The organism is Labilibaculum antarcticum, assembly GCF_002356295.1.
In the GTDB taxonomy this organism is placed as follows: domain Bacteria; phylum Bacteroidota; class Bacteroidia; order Bacteroidales; family Marinifilaceae; genus Labilibaculum; species Labilibaculum antarcticum.
On the sequence record NZ_AP018042.1, the window covers coordinates 4,172,011 to 4,191,745 of the forward strand.

The following is a 19,735-nucleotide window of genomic DNA, read 5'->3' on the forward strand; positions in this document are numbered from 1 at the left end:
TTTTGAATGTTTTGATTTTATAAAATATAGCAGATTATTGTTCTAAATGGAAGTCGCTTAAACAAGTTTAAGTTGCTGTTGATTAATCTGCCGATTACATCACAAATTTGTATTTTTTAATATGTTGTTGAGTAGTGGTTTACAGGACATCGTTTCTAGACTTGTTTTTAGTTGCTTCGTCAAAAATAGTGTATATTACTTATCAGATTTAATATTATTTAACATCTTTATAAGCTGTATTAAACTAACCTAACCCCTACAAAGTGAGAAGACTTCTTTTCGTTATCCTTTTAGTTCCCCAATTTTTCTTCGCATACTCGTTGAAATCAAATCCCGATAGTCTAAAATTATCGATGAATCTTGCTGTTTTTTGTCAGTTGAGTGAGAATTATCTTCCTGATTTTCCTGATTCGACAATTTATTATGCGGATCAAGTTTTGAAATCTGCAAAGTTAGTTCATGATTCAACTTTTATTGTGAAGGCGTATTACCTAAAGGGGAAAGCATCTTACCGAAATAGTGATTATTCAAATTCTATCAATTATTTTGAAAAGGCAATATCTTATTGTGTTAATTCGCAACAAAAAGAAAAGGCCGATTGTTATAATGGTTTAGGTAATTCGCTTATCGGAATTGATAAATACAAACTTTCTCTTAGTTCTTATTTCACAAGTTTAAATATTCGAAATACTTTGGGTGATAGTTTGCTTATTTCGGCTTCCTTAAATAATATTGGCAATGTTTATTTTCAAATGGGTGATTATTCTAATGCCTTAGATTATTACAATCAATCATTGGTTTTAAAAGAAAACGCGAATAGTTTGGTTGGAGTCGCTATAATGCTTAATAATATAGCAAATGTGTATCATAAATTGGATGATGGGGCCAAGGCTCTTTCTTCATACTTTAAAGCTTTAGAGATCATCGGAGCCGAAAAAGAAGTTGTTTGGAAGTCAATTCTGCTTGAAAATATAGGACAACTATACTTAGATCGGGGTGAAATTTCCAAATGTTTGATTTATTACCATCGGGCTTTGCTCGAATCCGAAAAAAGAGGTGATAGAATATCTATTTCGAGTGTAAAGTCATCATTAGCGATTGCTTATTTGAAGAACGAAGAATACGGTGTTGCATTAGGTTTGTTCGAGGAGGCTTTGGAAATTGCGAAAGAAATTGGTGTTCTCAGACTTGAGCAGGATTGTTATTATTACATGTCGGGCTTATATGAGAAGAAAAATAATTACGAGAAGAGTATAATCTATTTTAAAAAGTACGATAAAATAAGAGAGAAGATTAATAAGCAAAATAGTAGTAAGGAAATTGCGGAAATTCAGGCGAAGTTTCAATTGGAAAAAATAGATTCTGAAAATGAAATTCTGAAGCAACGAAATACAATTCAAAAATTAGAAATAGATAAACAAAAGACTCGAAACATATTGTTATTTAGTTTGGCTGTTTTGGTTTTATCTTTAGTGATCTATTCGAATTACATTAGTAGATTTCGGAAGCGACATAATAAGATTCTAACCGAGAAAAATAGAATAATCTCTGAGAAAAATAATAGTTTGACAAGTTTAAATGCCATGAAGGATAAGTTTTTATCCATTGTTGCTCATGATCTAAAGAATCCGTTTAATGCGGTTCTAGGTTTTACTGATTTGTTAATAGACCGATATGCTGAACTGGAGGATTCAACGAGACAGGAATACATCGAGATCATTCATAAATCAGCACTTCATGGATCATTATTACTTGATACATTATTGACTTGGTCGAGATCCCAAATGGGGGTGATGAAGTATACTCCAATCATTTTTAATGTAAATCAAATTATAAAAGAAGAAATGGAGGGGCTTGAGGATAAGGCTTTTGCGAAAAGGATTTCTCTTGAGTTTGATGAAAGGAATGTGTTGTTGGTTTATGCTGATTCGGATATGGTTAGGACTGTGGTGCGGAATTTAGGAAACAACTCGATTAAATTTACTGAGGAAAGGGGGAAAATCATCTTTTCAATTGAAAAATATGATGGAAAAGCTGTTGTAGGTGTTCAGGATAATGGTATTGGAATCAAACTTGAGGATAAAGCAAAATTATTTAATCTTGACTCGAACTATTCAAGGCCAGGAACTTCAAATGAAAAAGGGACAGGTTTGGGCTTAATATTGTGTAAGGATTTTGTTGAGAAAAATGGAGGCGAAATAGGAGTGGAAAGTCAAGAAGGAATAGGAAGTAAATTCTGGTTTACGCTATCATTACACACTGAAGAGATAGAAAAAAAATCCTCTACCCATTATAGAGTAGAGGAAGAATGTCTTATTTAATATTTTATCGCAAATCGTTTATTTCTACGTCCGGATTTAACTTCTTATCAAAAACAAAATAACTATCAGGATAAGTAAGATTTGGAGTTAGGTTTTTAAGTATTATACTCACGTTATTACCATCTTTACCAATCGATTTTAACGATTCAATTTGATCGTTAGCTTTACTGATCTTTAATCGGATTAAAGTGAATTCTCGTTCAGTATTTTTTGGAAATAGATCAATAATGTGATAAGTTGAATTGTTACTAGTTTCTTCTTTAATGTACTTATAAGTATATCCTTTTTCGTAAATCGAGAAAATGGCAGCAGGATTTAATCCTTCTTCATCACCTTTTTCTGGCTCGCTAATATTTACTTCGTCAACGTCAACTATATGGGAATATAGCGTAGTTCCATCAAAATAAGTATCCACACCCATAAGTTTAAGACGATATTTATCACCAACAAGAGTAATGCTTCCTTCAGATATTTCGTGAATATCTTCTTCTGCATTATCCATTGAAAACGTAAATTCAGCTTTTAAACTTTTAAATTCTTTATTTTTTGCAGAAACTTTATCTAGAACAGCTTTGGCTTTAATATCCTGGGCTGGTAGGTTAAAACATAGAATTCCAAATAGGAGGAAACAAAAGATTTTTTTCATTTTATATGATTTTATTAATATTTACTTATTCTTAATCAATAATTGTGCCATGCCTTACTTTAGAACATCGCTTAACAGTTTTTCCAGCGAATATTCATCTTGCACGAGTACTTGCCTTGCTTTACTTCCTTCAAAAGGGCCAACAATTCCAGCAGCTTCTAATTGATCAACTATTCTGCCAGCTCTATTATATCCAATGGAAAATCGTCTTTGAATTCCAGATGTAGAACCTTGTTGAGACCCTACAACCAATCTTGCTGCATCTTCAAAAAGGGTATCTCTTTTTTTCAGATCGATATCCAATGAAGTATTTTCAGATGATTCTCCTGTATATTCTGGCAAATACATTGCCGTAGGGTAGGATTGTTGTTTTTGTATAAATTCGGTTACTGCTTCTACCTCCGGAGTGTCAACAAAAGCACATTGTACCCTTACCAGCTCACTGGTTAACGAAATTAGCATATCTCCACGACCAATCAAATGATTAGCTCCAGGGCTATCAAGAATTGTTCTTGAATCGATCATAGATGCTACTTTAAAGGCAATTCGAGCAGGGAAATTGGCCTTAATAATTCCTGTGATGATATTGGTTGATGGTCGTTGTGTTGCTATAATCATATGTATGCCAATAGCACGAGCTAGCTGAGCGATACGAGCAATCGGAGTTTCTACTTCTTTCCCGGCAGTCATTATTAAATCAGCAAACTCATCAATAATTACGACAATATAGGGTAGATAACGATGACCGTTTTCCGGATTTAAACCTCGTTTAACAAACTTGGTATTGTATTCTTTTATATTTCGGGCATGTGCTTTTTTCAACAAATCATATCTGGAATCCATTTCAATACATAAGGAGTTTAATGTTGCAATAACCTTATGGATATCAGTGATAATTGCTTCCTCTTCACCCGGAAGTTTTGCTAGAAAATGCTTCTCGATCGTGGAATAAATACTTAATTCTACTTTCTTCGGATCAATTAGGACAAATTTAAGCTGAGATGGATGCATCTTATATAAAAGGGACGTGATAATTGCATTCAAACCAACAGACTTTCCTTGTCCTGTTGCACCAGCGACCAACAAGTGAGGCATTTTGGTTAAATCAAGGGTATAGGTCTCATTCGATATTGTTTTCCCTAGAGCAACAGGAAGTGCATGTGTTGATTCCTGGAATTTTTTAGATGAAATAATGTTTTTCATGGACACTATTTCAGGTGTACGATTCGGAACCTCAATACCAATAGTTCCTTTCCCTGGAATAGGAGCGATAATTCTAATTCCTAATGCAGACAGACTAAGGGCAATATCATCTTCCAAATTCTTTATTTTGGAAATACGTATTCCCGGAGCAGGCACAATTTCATATAGAGTGATTGTTGGACCAATCGTAGCTTTAATCTGAGTTATTTCAATTTTGTATTGACGTAGAGTCTCTACAATTTTATCTTTATTTGATTCAAGCTCCTCTTTGCTAACACTCGAATTGTTGGAATGGTGTGCCTCTAATAAATTAATAGGAGGGTATTGGTAGTTGGAAAGATCAAGAGTAGGATCGAAATCTTCCATTGATGTATGCTTAATGCTAACGATTTCCTCTTTCTCTGATACTGTCTCTATTTTTAGTTCTAAGTCTTTTTTGACAGCTTCGGCCTCGGAAGCTTTAGTTTTCTTAATACTTTCTTCTTTAGGAAGGAACTCGGATTCTAAAATAACTCCTGTATCTTCAATATCTTGCTCATGACTTATTGAATGTGGTGGTTGAATGATTGATTCAGTTTCATTTTCGACTTTTTCAGCTTTGGAAAGGTCGTTGTCTGCTATAGGATCAGTTTTAGGTTTGGACTTAACTATTTTTTTGAAAAAAGAAATTGAGTTTTGAAAGCCAAAAGTAACGAGTGTCAAAAAGCTAAGAACGACTAGAAATAAAGTGCCAATATTCCCAATTAGAGATATCAGCCATTCACTAATAAAGTAACCATGAACACCTCCTAAAAATAAAAATGAATGGGATGTTGATTGAACAAATAAAAATGACATTAAAACTGAAAACCAAATACAGAATAGTAAGGTATAGATAATCGTTTTTCGTAATGATTGAATTTTTACTCCCCAGATTCGTAGAGTAAGGACTACAAGTACATAAAGAAAAGAAAATGAAGCTATTCCAAAGCCTTTGTTTATTACCAAATTTGAAATGTAAGCTCCCGTTTTACCTGTCCAGTTTTCAACCCGTACTTTTGAGTCTGTAATTAATTCAAGCCATTTAATATCTAATTTACTCTGGTCAGCCCCTCCTGTAAAAAAGAAGGATACAAATGCCAATCCTATGTATATAGTGAATAATGAAAGTGTAATACCAAATAGGAATTTAATTCTTTCATCAGCAAGAAACTTTGGGGTTGAGAAGCGCGGTTTTGCTTTTGTATTGTTTGTTATTTTCTTTTTAGCCATTGACTATATTTTCAATTTTCACAAAATTCGAGTAGTTCTGGAATTTATGTAAAAGTAATAAAAATGGCATTTAAAACCACAGGAATATCGGCTTACAAAAAGATAAGTTTTAAAGTGGGTAATAACTAGTTGAAATCTACGATGTACTTTTTTAAAGTTTTTAGATCGGATAGAACATACTCCTCAGGAATATTGAAATCTTCTTCACTAACGCTTATTAGATTTACTGATTGTGCTGTGAATTTTGTTTTTACTTGATTCATTGTAGTCTCAAATTCCATGAGTACGCCAGGAATACCATATAAAGGAGTGTTTCGGTTGGGATCCTTTAATCCTATATCTATTGTATAAAATACATCCACTTTAGTTTTTGACTGGTCATCTAAATAAATTGTTGCTTGTTTGCATTCATAGCCAGCGATATGTTTGGTTGAGTCTTGGTATTCTATTTTGGTAGGAGGAAGTTGACTATAGACAAAAGCAACTTCATCTTTAGGAAATTCATAGTTGAGCTTATTGCTCAAAACTTTTAATAAAATATTACTGCTTTTATTCTCGTATCTGGAAATGAATTTTGTGCTGAAAAAACCAAGATAACCTTCCGATATAAGACAGATGTTATTATCCTTAAAACGCAATTCTACTTTGTTGGGCAAGAGAGCAATTATAGGATTGTCTTTTTCTGAGGTGAAATAACTAACATCATAGGTAATTATCCCTTCATTTATTTTATTATCTGTTTCGGATTTTAATTTGCAACCCGTGACTAGTAATAAAATTAGAATTATAGATAATCCTTGTTTCATAAAATTATATGTGTTGGTTGTGAATGTTTATTGATATAGATTATTGCCCATGCTAATAGTAATTCAAACGATTTCGATATTCAATAAATAGCATTTACTAAAAGTATGAAAACATTGGGGAATACAATATTAAAATTTGACATCTTACATGAAATCTTTTTATATTTTTACGAATGACACATAATTGGCCTATTAAATTCCACTTTTAGTGATACGCAGAAAAATCGTTCAGGTTTTGTGAAAGATAAGAATAACCTGAATTAAATTTTTTCCTTAAAATTCGTTTTGGATGTCAAATTAAAGTAAAAGGGTTTGATTATAAACATAACAGCACTGTTTAACTGGCTTTTGCAAACGAGTGTATTTCAATTGATTGTTCGCTTTGAATTTCATGCAATTAGCAAATTGGATAGTGAACAGTAAATTACAGAATGGTCTAATGTGTTGAAAAACAGAGAGTGAAAAATATTATAAATAAAAAAGTTTTTCATTGTATTGATATTATTTTTTTTAGATTTGCAAAGCGGAAAGAAAAACATAAATAGAAAAATAATGAAAAATAAATTAGCAGTTGTAGCATTAGGCGGAAATGCCTTGTTGAGAGGGAATCAAAAAGGGACTGTGGAGGAACAGATTCAAAATACGGTTGATACTCTTGAAAATCTTATTTTTCTTGTAAAAGAAGGGTATGATGTTATTATTGCTCATGGTAATGGCCCTCAGGTAGGTAATATCTTAATGAGAAACGATGCGGGTGAGCAACTTTATAATATTCCTCAGATGCCTTTGGATATTGATGTGGCAGATTCTCAAGGTGGAATTGGTTATATGATTGAGAGAAATTTGCGTAATATATTAAAGCAAAATGGTATTGAAAAAGATGTGGTAACTTTGGTAACTCAAGTTGTTGTTGATAAGAATGATCCTGCTTTTGCTAATCCTTTAAAACGTGTTGGTAAGATTTATAACAAAGAACAAGCTGATAAGTTGACTGTTGAAAAAGGTTGGATTTTCAAAGAAGAGGTAAAAACAGATGGGGGATGGAGACGTGTTGTCCCTTCGCCAAAGCCAATTCGAGTATTGAATGAGAAGGTGATTGAAAGCTTAGCTCGACAAGGAAATATCGTAATTACTGTTGGTGGTGGAGGAATTCCTGTTTCAGAAGATGAAAACGGTAACTTATGTCCGGTTGAGGCTGTGATTGACAAGGATCTTGCTTCGGCATTGATTGGAGCTCGAATTAAGGCAGATGAATTCTATATTCTTACGGATGTATCTTTTGTTTATCATGATTTTAGAGGACCAAACGAGAAGAAACTCGAATTCCTGAATCATGCAGATACAATGAAATATATGGAAGATGGTACCTTTGCTGAAGGATCAATGGCTCCAAAAATTCGTGCTTGTTTAAGTTTTATCGAAAATGGTGGTGGTAAATCAGTTATTACTGAGGCAACTAAGCTGGTAGATAGGTCTTATGGTACTAAGATAACAATGGAGTACGACAAAAATGATGTAGAGCATAATGCTTAAATAAATATTGTTAATATCAGATTATAGTTACTTTTGTGATTGTAATTTATAAAAATACATATTATGGCTTTTAATTTAAGAAACAGAAATTTTTTGAAGTTGTTGGATTTTACTCCAAAGGAAATGCAATATATGTTGGATCTTGCAAGAGATCTTAAAAGAGCAAAATATGCTGGTACTGAAGTGCAAACTATGAAGGGGAAGAATATCGCTTTGATTTTCGAGAAATCTTCTACTCGTACTCGTTGTGCATTTGAAGCAGCAGCTTACGATCAAGGAGCTCACGTAACTTATTTGGGGCCTTCTGGATCTCAGATTGGTGTTAAAGAGTCAATGGCAGACACCGCTCGTGTTTTGGGACGTATGTATGATGGTATTGAATACCGTGGATACGGACAGGCGATTGTTGAGGAATTGGGTAAATTTGCTGGTGTTCCAGTTTGGAATGGCTTAACAGATGAGTTTCATCCGACTCAGATTTTAGCGGACTTTTTAACTATGACGGAGCATTCTGATAAGCCATTGAATCAAGTTTCTTTTGCATATTTAGGTGATGCTCGTAATAACATGGCTAACTCTCTAATGGTTGGTGCTGCTAAAATGGGTATGGATGTGAGAATTGTTGGACCCGCTAATCTTCAGCCAGAAGAAGAGTTGGTTGCTCAATGTATGGAGATTGCTAAAGAAACAGGTGCTGTTATCACAATTACTGATGATGCTAAAGCAGGTGTTAAGGGATGTGATTTCCTTTATACTGATGTTTGGGTGTCAATGGGTGAGCCAGATAAAGTATGGGAAGAAAGAATAAGTATTCTTAAGCCATATCAAATTAATGCTGATTTGATGGGCGCGACAGGAAACGATAAGTGTAAATTTATGCATTGTTTACCTGCTTACCACAATAGACAAACTAAGGTTGGAGAAGAAGTTTTTCAGAAGTTTGGTATGGATGGCGTTGAGGTTACTGAAGAAGTTTTTGAGTCTCCTGCGTCTATTGTATTTGATGAAGCTGAGAATCGTTTGCATACTATTAAAGCGGTAATGGTTGCTACTTTAGGAGCATAGGTATAAAATAATCACTAAAAAGGGCGACTTCTTAGTCGCCATTTTTGTTGTTGTTATGTGTTTTAGATTCACGTCATTACTCTGATTGGATACTGTTTGTATCTTTTCTAGTTTTTGATGTATGTTAAGTTTTGTGTTTTTGTGAAGGCTTTTGAGGAAATATTGCGTTTGTTGAGTTCTCTTTTGAAATCACAACCGCCACAGCTTCCGCCACAGCTTGATTTTTGCTTCAGAAACAACTTTAAGAACTGATAAAAGGTATATCCGAATGCAAAAAATACAATAATATAAGTTGATACTAATTGAAAGCTCATAGTCTTAAAGTATTAAATTACCGGTTTGATAGATAATGAATGAAACTAACCAAGCCAATCCTGTAGTATAGAACACTACAAAAGCGGCCCATTTCCAATTTGCTTCTTTAACGATAGTGACTATTACGGCCACGCAAGGGAAATATATCAGTATAAATAAAAGGAATGAGAGAGCAGATAGACTGGAAAAGACATTTTCTCCTGTTCGATAACTACCAATAAATTTCTGTTCTTTTAATTTTGTTCGTAAACCTTCACTGGTTTCGCTTGCACCTTCTCCTTCCTGATACAAAACACCCATAGTACTTACAACAACCTCTTTAGCGGCAATCCCAGTTAGTATACTTACTGTCATCTTCCAGTCGAAACCTAATGGATGAAATGCAGGTGCAACAAATTGACCAATTTGACCGATATAGGATTTTTGTTGTTTTTCTTCAAGTTTAAGATTTTTGAGTTTTAGAACCTCCGACTTTTTTTCAACTAATAACTGATTTGTGTAGGTTTCGTCATTTTGTTGAGAGTTGTTTATCTGATTGTCGTATTCCTGAGAGGTTTCAATAATCATTTTATCGTAATCTTTCGAGAAGTTAACCTCTCTTGGGAAATATCCTAAAGCCCAAATCAGAATCGAAGCCAAGAGGATAACTCCTCCCATTTTCTGTAAATACTGAGCTCCTTTATTCCACATGTGAATTAAGGTTGACTTCAATGTCGGAAGTCGATATGGCGGTAGTTCCATCACGAATGGAGCTTCCTTGGATCTGAAAAAACTTGCCTTAAATACCTTTGCAAAGATAATAGCAAGAGCTATTCCAAAAGTGTAAATACCAAATAGTACTAGAGTTGCATTTTCAGGGAAAAATGTTCCAATAATCAATATGTAAATGGGTAGTCTGGCACTGCAGGACATGAATGGGGTAATCAGCATTGTAAGTATTCTGTCATTCCTGTTTTCGAGTGTTCGTGTTGCCATTAGGGCCGGCACATTACATCCAAATCCCATTATTAATGGAATGAAAGATTTTCCATGCAATCCTATTTTATGCATTAGCTTATCCATGATAAAGGCAGCCCTGGCCATATATCCTGTGTCTTCCATAAACGAAATAAAGAAGAATAAAATCAGAATGTTTGGGAGAAAAACAATAACTCCTCCAACACCACCAATTATTCCGTCTACGAATAAATCTTTTAACGGACCTTCGGGCATGAATTGTTCAATTAATCCTGCGAAAGCATTTACACCCATATCTATCCAATGCATTGGGTATTCGCCCAAATTAAAAGTAGCATAGAATGTTAAAAACATAAACACGAAAAAAATCGGAAAACTAAATAATTTGTGAGTGATAAATGTATCTATTATTGTGGTTTTCCGTCTTCTTTTTATTGGACTCTCTTTGTAAGTTTCTTTTAACGCTCCATCAATAAATCCGTACTTTGAATCGGTGATAACTGTTTCGCATACCTCTCCAAATTCTTTTTCAATTTTTTGAATTTCTTCTTTTACTGTCTTTTTTATATTGAAATGATGATCACTTTCCTGAACCAAATGCCGAGCACTCTTATCTCCTTCTAATAGCTTGATTGATAGAAATCTTGGGGAGGTTTTTGTGCAGATCTTAGGATCTTTTTTCATTTCTTGTTGGATCCTGGCAAGGGATCTTTCAACAAACTTGCCATAATTAACGTGAATGTGACGTACGATTGGATCTTTGTCTTCGTACACATTAATCACTTTGTCGAATAGTTTTTTTATACCAGTACCTTTGGGGCTTACTGTTGGGATAATTGGGATGCCAAGCATTTTCGCAAGAGCCTTGAACTTGAGTACAGCACCTTTTTGTTCCAGTTCATCGTACATGTTAAGGGCAATAATCACCTTTATATCCATGTCGATTAACTGTGTTGTTAGATATAGATTTCTCTCCAGATTAGATGCATCAATCACGTTAATTACCACATCCGGCTTTTCGTTCATGATGTATTTTCGCACAAATAATTCTTCAGGAGAGTAAGCTGTTAAGGAGTATGTGCCCGGAAGATCGGTAATGTTAAAGTGATAACCATTCTGTTTTACTTTGGCTTGTTTCGCATCTACCGTTACTCCACTGTAATTACCTACATGCTCTTTCGATCCGGAAGCATAATTAAAGAGAGTTGTTTTTCCCGAATTTGGATTTCCAACCAAAGCAATGTGTATTTTTTTCCCTTTTTCTTTTGCTGATGTTTTAAGGATATCGTCACCAATAGTTCCTTCGAATCCATTTATTTTGATGCTTTTAGCCTCTTCTTTAGTGATCACTTCAATTAATGAGGCTTCGCTTCTTCTTAATGAAACTTCGTAGCCCATTATTTGATATTCCACAGGATCTTTGAGAGGTGCATTTTTAATAACAGTCACCTTCTTGCCCTTTACGAATCCCATTTCGGTAATTCTTTTCCGAAAGGCACCATGTCCCTGAACTTTTATAATAATTCCTTCTTGAGTATCAGATAATTCGGAAAGCTTCATTCTTAGTTATATAATAAATGATACCATATGGTATCTGCTTATTGCAATTTGATAATACTTTAATTCTTGTTTTTCTTTACACATGTCAAACGTATAGGAAAAACAGATGATTTACAATCGCTATTAGTAGGTATTTTGATCTGCTAATAGGGACTAGTCTTGATTTATTATTTTCTACATTTAATTTAATCTAAATTAAAGCAAAAGTAAATATTTTGGGGTAAACTGTGGCTAATTAGTTTTCTTTTTACTGATATAAATTAAATTTGGACAAAAAAAAAGCTGCCACAAAGGACAGCTTTAAAATGTATTGGAACTATTATTCGGTTAAATCTTCAAATTCTACATTTGTGAAGGATTCTGATTCAACACCCTCGAGTATATTTTCTGGCACCATATATTCTGAATCCAAGAAAGTTTCTTCATTATTTTCTTTTTCTGCATTCGCAGATTTGATAAATTCAATTGCTCCTAAGAGACCTCCAGAGAATTTATCAAAGTCTTCTTTATATAGGAAGATTTTATGCTTTTCGAAGGAGAAATTCCCTTCCTTGTCGTAACGTTTTTTACTTTCAGTGATTGTTAAGTAATAGTCGTTTTTTTTTGTTGCTTTAACATCAAAAAAATAAGTCCTTTTCCCCGCTCTAACCGCTTCAGTATAGATTTCATCGCGATTATGTTTTTCAAATCCTTCCTTTTTTTCGTAACCTTCCATTTGAAATAATTTGTTATTTATTTTGATTTTATATATTCAAAAATAAAAAAATATACCTACTAATTATAATAAATATGTATTTTATTGAGGAAAATGTGGTTATTTAAAATGAGTATGCAAACCTTTTCAGACTATGTGTATTTATTTCACTTACTATTAATATGTAAAGTCTTTTTATTTGGGGTGTTAAATATTTTATTCAAATTGTTGATTTTCTCTTGTTCGCAAGTAAAAAAAGCCTATTTTTGCGGCGAGATTAATATAATTGATAAGTTCTTTAAACGTATGATTAGTAGAAGATTGCTTCGTGTTAAGGTGTTACAAATTCTGTATGCCTATTATAAAAATCAAGATCGCACAATAGCTAAAGCCGAAAAGGAATTGTTCTTTAGTGTCGGGAAAGCTTACGATTTGTATCATTATTTACTTCTACTTATTGTGGATGTTGCTTTTGTTTCTGAAAAGAAGATTGATAAATTAAGAGACAAAATTGTTCCATCTCATGAGGATCTAAATCCCAACACAAGATTTATTGACAATGCTGTAATAAAGCAGTTAGCGAATAACATTCAGTTGAGTAGCTATTCTAATACGAACACCATAAATTGGGATGATCAGGAGGATTACGTTCGGATTTTGCGCGAAAAATTGATTAGCTCAGACTTGTATCAGGAATATATGAACGCACCTGAATGTACCTATGCAAGAGATAAGAAATTTGTTGAGAAATTTTATACTCATATTATTGCTGCAGATGAGGATTTTTATGGTGTGATGGAAGAAAAGAGCATCTATTGGAATGATGAGATCGAGTTCATTATTAGTATGGTTGCAAGAACAATAAAAGGTTTCACTAAAGATGACGATACTCATACTTCATTAATGCCTTTGTTTAAAGATCGTGACGATGAGGAGTTTATGAAAACTTTGTTCCGCAAGGCTATTATAAATCATCCTGAACATCAGGGATTAATTGAGGCTAATACTAAAAATTGGGATTTGGAGCGTATTGCATACATGGATATTTTAATCATGGAGTTAGCTCTTACTGAAATAAAAGAATTCTCAAGTGTTCCGGTTAAAGTGAGTTTTAACGAATATCTTGAAATTGCGAAGTTCTATAGTACAGCTAATAGTAGTACTTTTATTAATGGTATTCTGGATAAAATGGTACAGGAACTAAAAGCCAATGGTACCGTTAAAAAAGTAGGTAGAGGCTTAATTGAAGGGAAATAGAATTAAACGGACTATTATATAGAATGCGCTTATCTTAGGGTAATGCGCATTTTTTATTTTATTGCACTTCGCAAATATTCTTCCATTAAAATTCACTACTTTCGAAAATCAATATGTTTGAAAAATAATGAAGAAAATAATTCTTTTTAAAATTCTCAATTATCTTTATTACACTGTTTATTTGTTGGTGCTGGCAATATTTTTGATCCAATGTTCCTCTGATAAAAAAACAAAGATTGAAAATAAAGTGATTGATGGAAAAGCTTCGGAACAAATTATTATGACGAAAGGCTTTCCTAAGTTTGAGTTTACTAAAGAATTGCATAAATTTGGGGAGATTTCCGCAGGGGAAATAGTTGTTTGTGATTTCTTTTTTAAGAATATAGGATCAAAAGATTTAGTAATTAAGAACATTGAAACAAGTTGTGGGTGCACTGCCGTTAAATGGGATAAGAAACCAGTAGCAATTGGAGAAGAATCTCATATTACTGTAGAGTTCGACTCAAAAGGAAGATATGGAAAACAATATAAGGTGATTACTGTTTTTTGCAATACTTTATATGGAACAAAGGAGTTGGTAATTACTGCTCAAGTGAAATAGAATAATTAGTATTTATATAATAATATGGCCTTAGGCCTTAAAACTCAGGATTGAATGGATAATTTATTGAACATCTTATTGATGACGCAACCTCAAGAAGGCGCAAACCCGATTATGCAATTTGTACCTCTAATTCTAATCGTAGTGGTATTTTATTTTTTCATGATTCGTCCGCAAATGAAAAAGCAGAAGGATTTGAAGAAATTCCGTGAAGATTTGAAAAAAGGTGATAAGGTTGTAACTACAGGTGGTATTTACGGGAAAGTTATTGAGATTCAAGAGACTGTAATTATCATGGAAGTTGAAGGACAAAATCGTTTGAAAATTGACAAAGCAGCGGTGGTTAAAGATATGAGTGATGTCGCTCAAAAATAATTGTTTTGACTGTGCTCTTTGAGCACAGTCTCTTTTTAAACTTTCCAAACATTGGGTATTCCAGATCTTCAAAAGGTAAAGGCGTTTTTTAATACAGGAAAAATCGCTTCGAATAAGAAACTACTTGTGTATGTTTTTTTTGTTGGGATTGCTACAATATTTTGGTTCTTAAATGCTCTGGGTAAAGAATATACAACTACGGTAAACTACCCGGTACGTTACATTAATTTGCCACAGAATAAGGTTCTTACCAATAAGCTACCTGAACATTTTGCCTTAAAAGTTAATGCGTATGGTTTCGATTTGCTACGCTATAAGCTAAGTTCAGCTTTTCTATCTAATCCATTTGATGTTGGCCTTTATACTAACAATCGCATGGAAAATAGCTCCCTTCGCAACTATTCTCTTACTACTTCTCAAATAGTGAACCTGTTCGAGAAGGATTTATCCTCAAGTATCAAATTGATAAGTATTTTACCGGATACGATCATGTTTGAGTTTTCTCCGATCGTAGAAAAGAAAGTTCCAATTAAGAGCATGGTTTCAATTAGCTTTGAACAACAATACATGCTTGATGAAGCAATCTCATTGGAAATGGACAGTGTGGTTTTGAAAGGCCCGAGTTCGAAGCTGGATAGTGTTTATTTTGTTGAGACCGAGAGACTTGTTTTAAAAGATTTAAATAAGACAGCTAAAAGGAATGTTAGTTTAAAGCAGATTAAGGGGATTAAATTTTCTCAACGGAAAATTGAGATCACTGTCCCGGTAGAACAGTTTACCGAAGAGAAAATGAACGTTCCTGTGAAAGTAAGTAATTTGCCCGATTCTCTTTTACTTAGATTGTTTCCAGGGGATGTTAAGGTGTCTTATTTTGTAGGATTTAAAAAGCACGATAAGGTTTCTGCGGATTTGTTCGATATAAGAGTAGATTATAATCAGACCTCTGAGGAGGGGAGCAATAAGTTAAAGATAAGGTTGTTGAGTAATCCTAGTTTTGTAACGAATGTTCGTTTTCATCCTCAGGAAGTTACTTACCTAATAGAGAAGAAGAAATCATTCAAATAAACCAGTATTACCTTCTGGTGAAAAGGAATATAAATAGGAACCAGTAATGTTGAAAATTGGCTTAACAGGAGGCATCGGATCAGGAAAATCAATTGTTGGGAAAGCATTTGAGATGATGGGAGTTCCTGTTTATGTTGCCGATATTGAGGCGAAAAGATTAATGGTTTCAAATGAGGAAGTGCGGAAATTAATAATTTCCCGTTTTGGACATGGAATTTATGATTCCAATTTAAATTTAAATCGAAAATTATTAGCCGAAATTGTATTCAATGACTCAGAATCATTAAAAGCTATTAATTCAATTGTTCATCCTGCTGTTAGAGCTGATTTTAAAAGATGGAGTAATCAATATTCTCAAATCGCCTATGTGATACAAGAATCTGCTATTCTTTTTGATACGGGTTTATATCGGGATTTCGATAAAATTATTACGGTTACTGCTGAAGAAGAGATAAGAATTCAAAGAGTAGTTGATCGAGATTCGGCGGGTAGAGAACAAATCGTGGAAAGAATGAGAAATCAACTTTCGGAATCTGAAAGGATTGCAAGAGCAGATTTTGTAATTTACAACAGCACGGAGTTGATCCTTCCTCAAATTGACCTGATTGATAAGCAAATTAGGTTTCTGGCCAGCAGATAAATTCAATACATGTTAAACTTTGTTAATAGAATCGCTTTTTTAGAAGTGCGATTTATAAATAGATTATCTTTTGTTTTCTTTGCTTACTAGAAAATAAGGATTGTCAAATAATTTTGGACCAGAAAATGGGAAAATACGGAAGATGGATTGCTGGAGGATTAGGTTGGGCTTTTTTAGGGCCAATTGGTGGTGTGTTAGGGTTTATGTTAGGATCGGCGATAGATACCGTTGAGATTGAGAAAGGTCACGTTCGCGGTACTACAAGGCAAGGTGATTTTGTAATGAGCTTGCTGATTTTGGTTGCTGCTGTAATGAAGGCGGATGGAAAAATATTAAAAGCAGAATTAGATTACGTAAAAGAATATTTGGTAAAAAGTTTTGGTGCTGGACGAGCTAGCGAGGCAATTACCATGCTGCGTGATATTTTAAAACAAAATGTATCCGTAGAAGAGGTTTGTCAGCAAATTCAGCACAATCTAGATTATTCCTCTCGATTACAATTGATGCATTTTTTGTTTGGAATTGCTCAGGCTGACGGAGCTATATCAGAAACAGAGCTGAATTTGATTGATAAAATATCATATTACCTGAAGATTCAATCCGGTGATTATAATTCGATTAAATCCATGTTTATTCAATCGACAGAATCAAGTTATAAAATACTTGATTTAGCAAGGGATGCTTCTGATGATGACGTGAAAAAGGCTTATCGGAAAATGGCAGTTAAATATCATCCTGATAAAGTAAGTTACTTGGGCGAAGATGTGCAGGAGGCTGCTAAGGAAAAGTTTCAAAAACTAAGCGAAGCCTACGAAAAGCTAAAAAAGGAAAGAGGATTTGCATAATCTGTATTGATTCTAAGATTTTTTTTTGCAAAAATATTTTTTTAACTACAATGGAATTATAAATTTGTGCTTCCAAATATAAAAATGAAAATATGTTGAAAGGAATATTAGCCATCGCAGGACACACAGGTCTTTTTAAAATGGTTTCTAACTCAAAGAATGCATTAATTGTAGAGTCTTTGATTGATAAAAAGCGTATGGCTGCTTATGCATCCTCTAAAATTAGTGCTTTAGAAGATATTGCTATTTTTACAGAAGAAGGAGATGTTCAATTAGCCGAGGTTTTTAAAAGTATTAAGGACAAAGAAAACGGTGGACAAGCTATTAGTCACAAAGCCTCAGGAAATGAACTGAAAGCTTACATGGCTGAAGTATTGCCAAGTTATGATGAAGATCGTGTATATGTTTCTGACATGAAAAAGGTTTTTCAGTGGTACAATATTCTACAGGAAAATAATTTGTTAGATGTTGTTGAGGCCGTAGAAGAAACAAAAGAGGAAGAGTAAAACTTCTATATAATTTTAAAAAGCTGTCTATGGTAATAGGCAGCTTTTTTTTTGCCGGTTTTTGATTGTTAACTATGGTTTTTTTGCGAAATTGTAAGTAAGCATTGAAAAAGGAGGTTTGGATGATATCGGAAATTGATAAAAGGTGCATTGTGTTAAAGAGATTAAAGCCTGGAGATGAGCAGGATCTTGTTAAATATGCAAGTGATCCTGATGTGGCTCGCTTCCTAAGGAACAGCTTTTCTTATCCATATACACTTAAAGATGCTCAACGTTGGATTCATTATGTGAATCATATTGCTAAAGGATATTTTAGAGCAATTGATTTTAATAATGAAGTAGTTGGTTGCATTGGTGTCGAAAAGGAGGAAGATGTATTTTGTAAATCGGCTGAATTGGGCTATTGGATTGGACAAAAATTTTGGAGAAAGGGGATCATGACACATGTTGTGAAAAAAACGATTGAGCATGCCTTTTTTCATATGGATATAGTAAGGTTGTATGCAAATGTTTTTGAGGGAAATATAGGATCTGTAAAGGTTTTGGAAAAAGCAGGGTTTGTTCAGGAAGCAGTTTTAAAGGATGCTGTTTATAAAAATGGTGTTTATTTAGATCAACTGATTTTCACTATTGTTAGAAGATAAAAAAAAGAGGCATAAGCCTCTTTCTTTATTTTCCATCGAAAATGATGTTGTAACTTTCCCAGAATTTTTTGTCGTAAGGCATGTTCTCGTAATAGGCTCTTTTTTCTATTATTTCCGGGTTGCTTGTATTTATTTTAGTGATCAGCATTTCAGTATTGATATCCACTAAAGTGATTTCTTTGGTTTTTTTATCTTGCACCTTGTGATGACGCTTGTAATTCACATAGCTCAGGTAATATCTTCCTGAATGTTGCTTGTAGGTAACACTAAAATCGTATTCTATTTTTAATGGCTTCCACTTTTGTCGTTCTTCATTCACGTAAAAACTTCTTCCTTGCGATGAATAATTGCTGGCAACCACATGCGTTTCATTTTTGATCACTGCAAAGTCTTTTATTTTGATGTAGATTTTCCCAGAATATTCTTTGGCGTAATAATCACCTGTGTTGCTTAGCATTGGTTTTTTACTTTTGTATCCAATAACCCAGATTGAATCATTCTCGTATTCTGTGATTTGCTCTAACTTTAAATTGTAAAAGTCAATATGATTACTGTTTAGGATATTTCCGCGACCACGAACAATGTCCATCTCCAATAATTCATCTAAGTAGGTGGAGCCATCAGCAAGCGATGCGTTCTCAAAATTCTTTCGTACTTGCAGAAATTTATACCCGCGTTCTTTAAATACCTGATAGGCATCTGCTCTTTGGTATCCTTTGTCGTCGTAAATACGGATTGCCGCTTCACGAAGACGATTTAGCTCACTATTTTTAAATTTTTCAGATCGATAATAAACGTCGTAATTAAAAGGGGTTTGTAAATAATTTTCAGAAATTCGTTCAATCGCAGTTTTTATTCTTTTCTTTAAAACTAACGATTGAGCAGTAATCTCAACTTCAGCAATGCTGTAATTCTTTGGAGTTAGTTTGATTCGTAATGTGTCTTCCTGAATGCAGTTTTTTACACTATTTGAGAATGTGGAGTAACCAACAGCCGAAGCTTGTATGGTTTTGTCAATTAAACTACCTGGGATTTTTAGTTCGAAAACACCATCCATATTAGAGGCGGCTCCAATATATGATCCTATAACTCCAACATTAGCAAAAGGAATTGGTTCGTTGTTTTGGTCGTTAGTCAGTTTGCCGACAATTCGAATTAATTTTATATTTTGTTCAGATTTGTTTTCCTCCTGAGCTTTAACCGAAAAGGCTAATGTGATTACAGCAAGGAACAGAGTAATGTATTTTTGCATAAGTATAAGGAGTTTGAATATTTTTAGTAAAATTAGATTCTAAATTAGTTGTAAGCTATCAATTCTCTTGCCAGAATTGAGAACTGTGTGTAATTTTATCTTTTTATTTTAATTTGAAAGAAATATTTCTTACAAAGATATGTTTATGACAGATTCAGAAAAGTAAAAGGTGTGGTTTTCATGATAAAAAATGTTAATT

Annotated in this window: 18 protein-coding genes; 11 read left to right on the forward strand and 7 right to left on the reverse strand. The window is 33.6% G+C overall.

What is annotated here, in order from left to right:
* Window positions 1-353 precede the first annotated feature (353 nt).
* Window positions 354-2,321 (forward strand): tetratricopeptide repeat-containing sensor histidine kinase, encoded by a 1,968-nt coding sequence (locus tag ALGA_RS16535; protein ID WP_096431037.1) that lies wholly within the window; start codon window positions 354-356, stop codon window positions 2,319-2,321.
* 4 nt (window positions 2,322-2,325) lie between these two features.
* Here the strand turns inward: ALGA_RS16535 and ALGA_RS16540 are convergent, their stop codons facing one another.
* From ALGA_RS16540 to ALGA_RS16550, 3 genes are all read right to left on the reverse strand, one after another.
* Window positions 2,326-2,967, reverse strand: coding sequence for a LolA family protein (locus ALGA_RS16540; protein ID WP_096431039.1), 642 nt, complete (start codon window positions 2,965-2,967; stop codon window positions 2,326-2,328).
* A gap of 54 nt (window positions 2,968-3,021) precedes the next feature.
* Window positions 3,022-5,421: an FtsK/SpoIIIE family DNA translocase gene (locus ALGA_RS16545; protein ID WP_096431041.1), complete on the reverse strand. Its 2,400-nt coding sequence runs from the start codon at window positions 5,419-5,421 to the stop codon at window positions 3,022-3,024.
* A 125-nt stretch (window positions 5,422-5,546) separates the two neighbouring features.
* Complete coding sequence (locus tag ALGA_RS16550; protein WP_096431043.1) at window positions 5,547-6,227, reverse strand: hypothetical protein; 681 nt, start codon at window positions 6,225-6,227, stop codon at window positions 5,547-5,549.
* 552 nt (window positions 6,228-6,779) lie between these two features.
* Here ALGA_RS16550 and arcC point away from each other — a divergent pair.
* A complete protein-coding gene (arcC, locus tag ALGA_RS16555; RefSeq protein ID WP_096431045.1) occupies window positions 6,780-7,760 on the forward strand; it encodes a carbamate kinase in 981 nt (326 codons plus the stop codon).
* Between the two features lie 63 nt (window positions 7,761-7,823).
* The gene (gene argF / locus ALGA_RS16560; protein WP_096431047.1) at window positions 7,824-8,825 is read left to right on the forward strand and encodes an ornithine carbamoyltransferase; all 1,002 of its coding nucleotides are present in this window, start codon (window positions 7,824-7,826) and stop codon (window positions 8,823-8,825) included.
* A 107-nt stretch (window positions 8,826-8,932) separates the two neighbouring features.
* Here argF and ALGA_RS23660 read toward each other — a convergent pair whose 3' ends face one another.
* The 3 genes from ALGA_RS23660 to ALGA_RS16575 all read right to left on the reverse strand — a co-directional run bounded on the left by ALGA_RS23660 (window position 8,933) and on the right by ALGA_RS16575 (window position 12,372).
* Window positions 8,933-9,139: a FeoB-associated Cys-rich membrane protein gene (locus ALGA_RS23660; RefSeq protein ID WP_096431049.1), complete on the reverse strand. Its 207-nt coding sequence runs from the start codon at window positions 9,137-9,139 to the stop codon at window positions 8,933-8,935.
* A 4-nt stretch (window positions 9,140-9,143) separates the two neighbouring features.
* Window positions 9,144-11,657 carry a ferrous iron transport protein B gene (gene feoB / locus ALGA_RS16570; RefSeq protein WP_096431051.1) on the reverse strand — a complete coding sequence of 838 codons (2,514 nt, stop codon included), beginning with the start codon at window positions 11,655-11,657 and terminating at the stop codon, window positions 9,144-9,146.
* 319 nt (window positions 11,658-11,976) lie between these two features.
* Window positions 11,977-12,372, reverse strand: coding sequence for a DUF3276 family protein (locus tag ALGA_RS16575; RefSeq protein ID WP_096431053.1), 396 nt, complete (start codon window positions 12,370-12,372; stop codon window positions 11,977-11,979).
* A gap of 285 nt (window positions 12,373-12,657) precedes the next feature.
* Here ALGA_RS16575 and nusB point away from each other — a divergent pair, with 285 nt between their 5' ends.
* The 8 genes from nusB to ALGA_RS16615 all read left to right on the forward strand — a co-directional run bounded on the left by nusB (window position 12,658) and on the right by ALGA_RS16615 (window position 18,284).
* Window positions 12,658-13,608: a transcription antitermination factor NusB gene (gene nusB / locus ALGA_RS16580; protein ID WP_162845468.1), complete on the forward strand. Its 951-nt coding sequence runs from the start codon at window positions 12,658-12,660 to the stop codon at window positions 13,606-13,608.
* A gap of 127 nt (window positions 13,609-13,735) precedes the next feature.
* Entirely contained in the window at window positions 13,736-14,209 is a 474-nt protein-coding gene (locus ALGA_RS16585) for a DUF1573 domain-containing protein (RefSeq protein ID WP_096431057.1), read from the forward strand.
* Between the two features lie 54 nt (window positions 14,210-14,263).
* Window positions 14,264-14,584, forward strand: a complete 321-nt coding sequence (yajC, locus tag ALGA_RS16590) for a preprotein translocase subunit YajC (RefSeq protein WP_096431059.1) — start codon at window positions 14,264-14,266, stop codon at window positions 14,582-14,584.
* A gap of 51 nt (window positions 14,585-14,635) precedes the next feature.
* Window positions 14,636-15,649, forward strand: coding sequence for a YbbR-like domain-containing protein (locus ALGA_RS16595; RefSeq protein WP_096431061.1), 1,014 nt, complete (start codon window positions 14,636-14,638; stop codon window positions 15,647-15,649).
* A gap of 46 nt (window positions 15,650-15,695) precedes the next feature.
* Window positions 15,696-16,289 carry a dephospho-CoA kinase gene (gene coaE, locus ALGA_RS16600; protein ID WP_096431063.1) on the forward strand — a complete coding sequence of 198 codons (594 nt, stop codon included), beginning with the start codon at window positions 15,696-15,698 and terminating at the stop codon, window positions 16,287-16,289.
* A 125-nt stretch (window positions 16,290-16,414) separates the two neighbouring features.
* Window positions 16,415-17,134, forward strand: a complete 720-nt coding sequence (locus ALGA_RS16605; protein WP_096431065.1) for a TerB family tellurite resistance protein — start codon at window positions 16,415-16,417, stop codon at window positions 17,132-17,134.
* Window positions 17,135-17,226: 92 nt separating this feature from the next.
* Window positions 17,227-17,640: a DUF5606 family protein gene (locus tag ALGA_RS16610; RefSeq protein ID WP_096431067.1), complete on the forward strand. Its 414-nt coding sequence runs from the start codon at window positions 17,227-17,229 to the stop codon at window positions 17,638-17,640.
* 152 nt (window positions 17,641-17,792) lie between these two features.
* Window positions 17,793-18,284, forward strand: coding sequence for a GNAT family N-acetyltransferase (locus ALGA_RS16615; RefSeq protein ID WP_162845469.1), 492 nt, complete (start codon window positions 17,793-17,795; stop codon window positions 18,282-18,284).
* Window positions 18,285-18,309: 25 nt separating this feature from the next.
* Here ALGA_RS16615 and ALGA_RS16620 read toward each other — a convergent pair whose 3' ends face one another.
* Complete coding sequence (locus ALGA_RS16620; RefSeq protein ID WP_096431071.1) at window positions 18,310-19,536, reverse strand: carboxypeptidase-like regulatory domain-containing protein; 1,227 nt, start codon at window positions 19,534-19,536, stop codon at window positions 18,310-18,312.
* Window positions 19,537-19,735 lie beyond the last annotated feature (199 nt).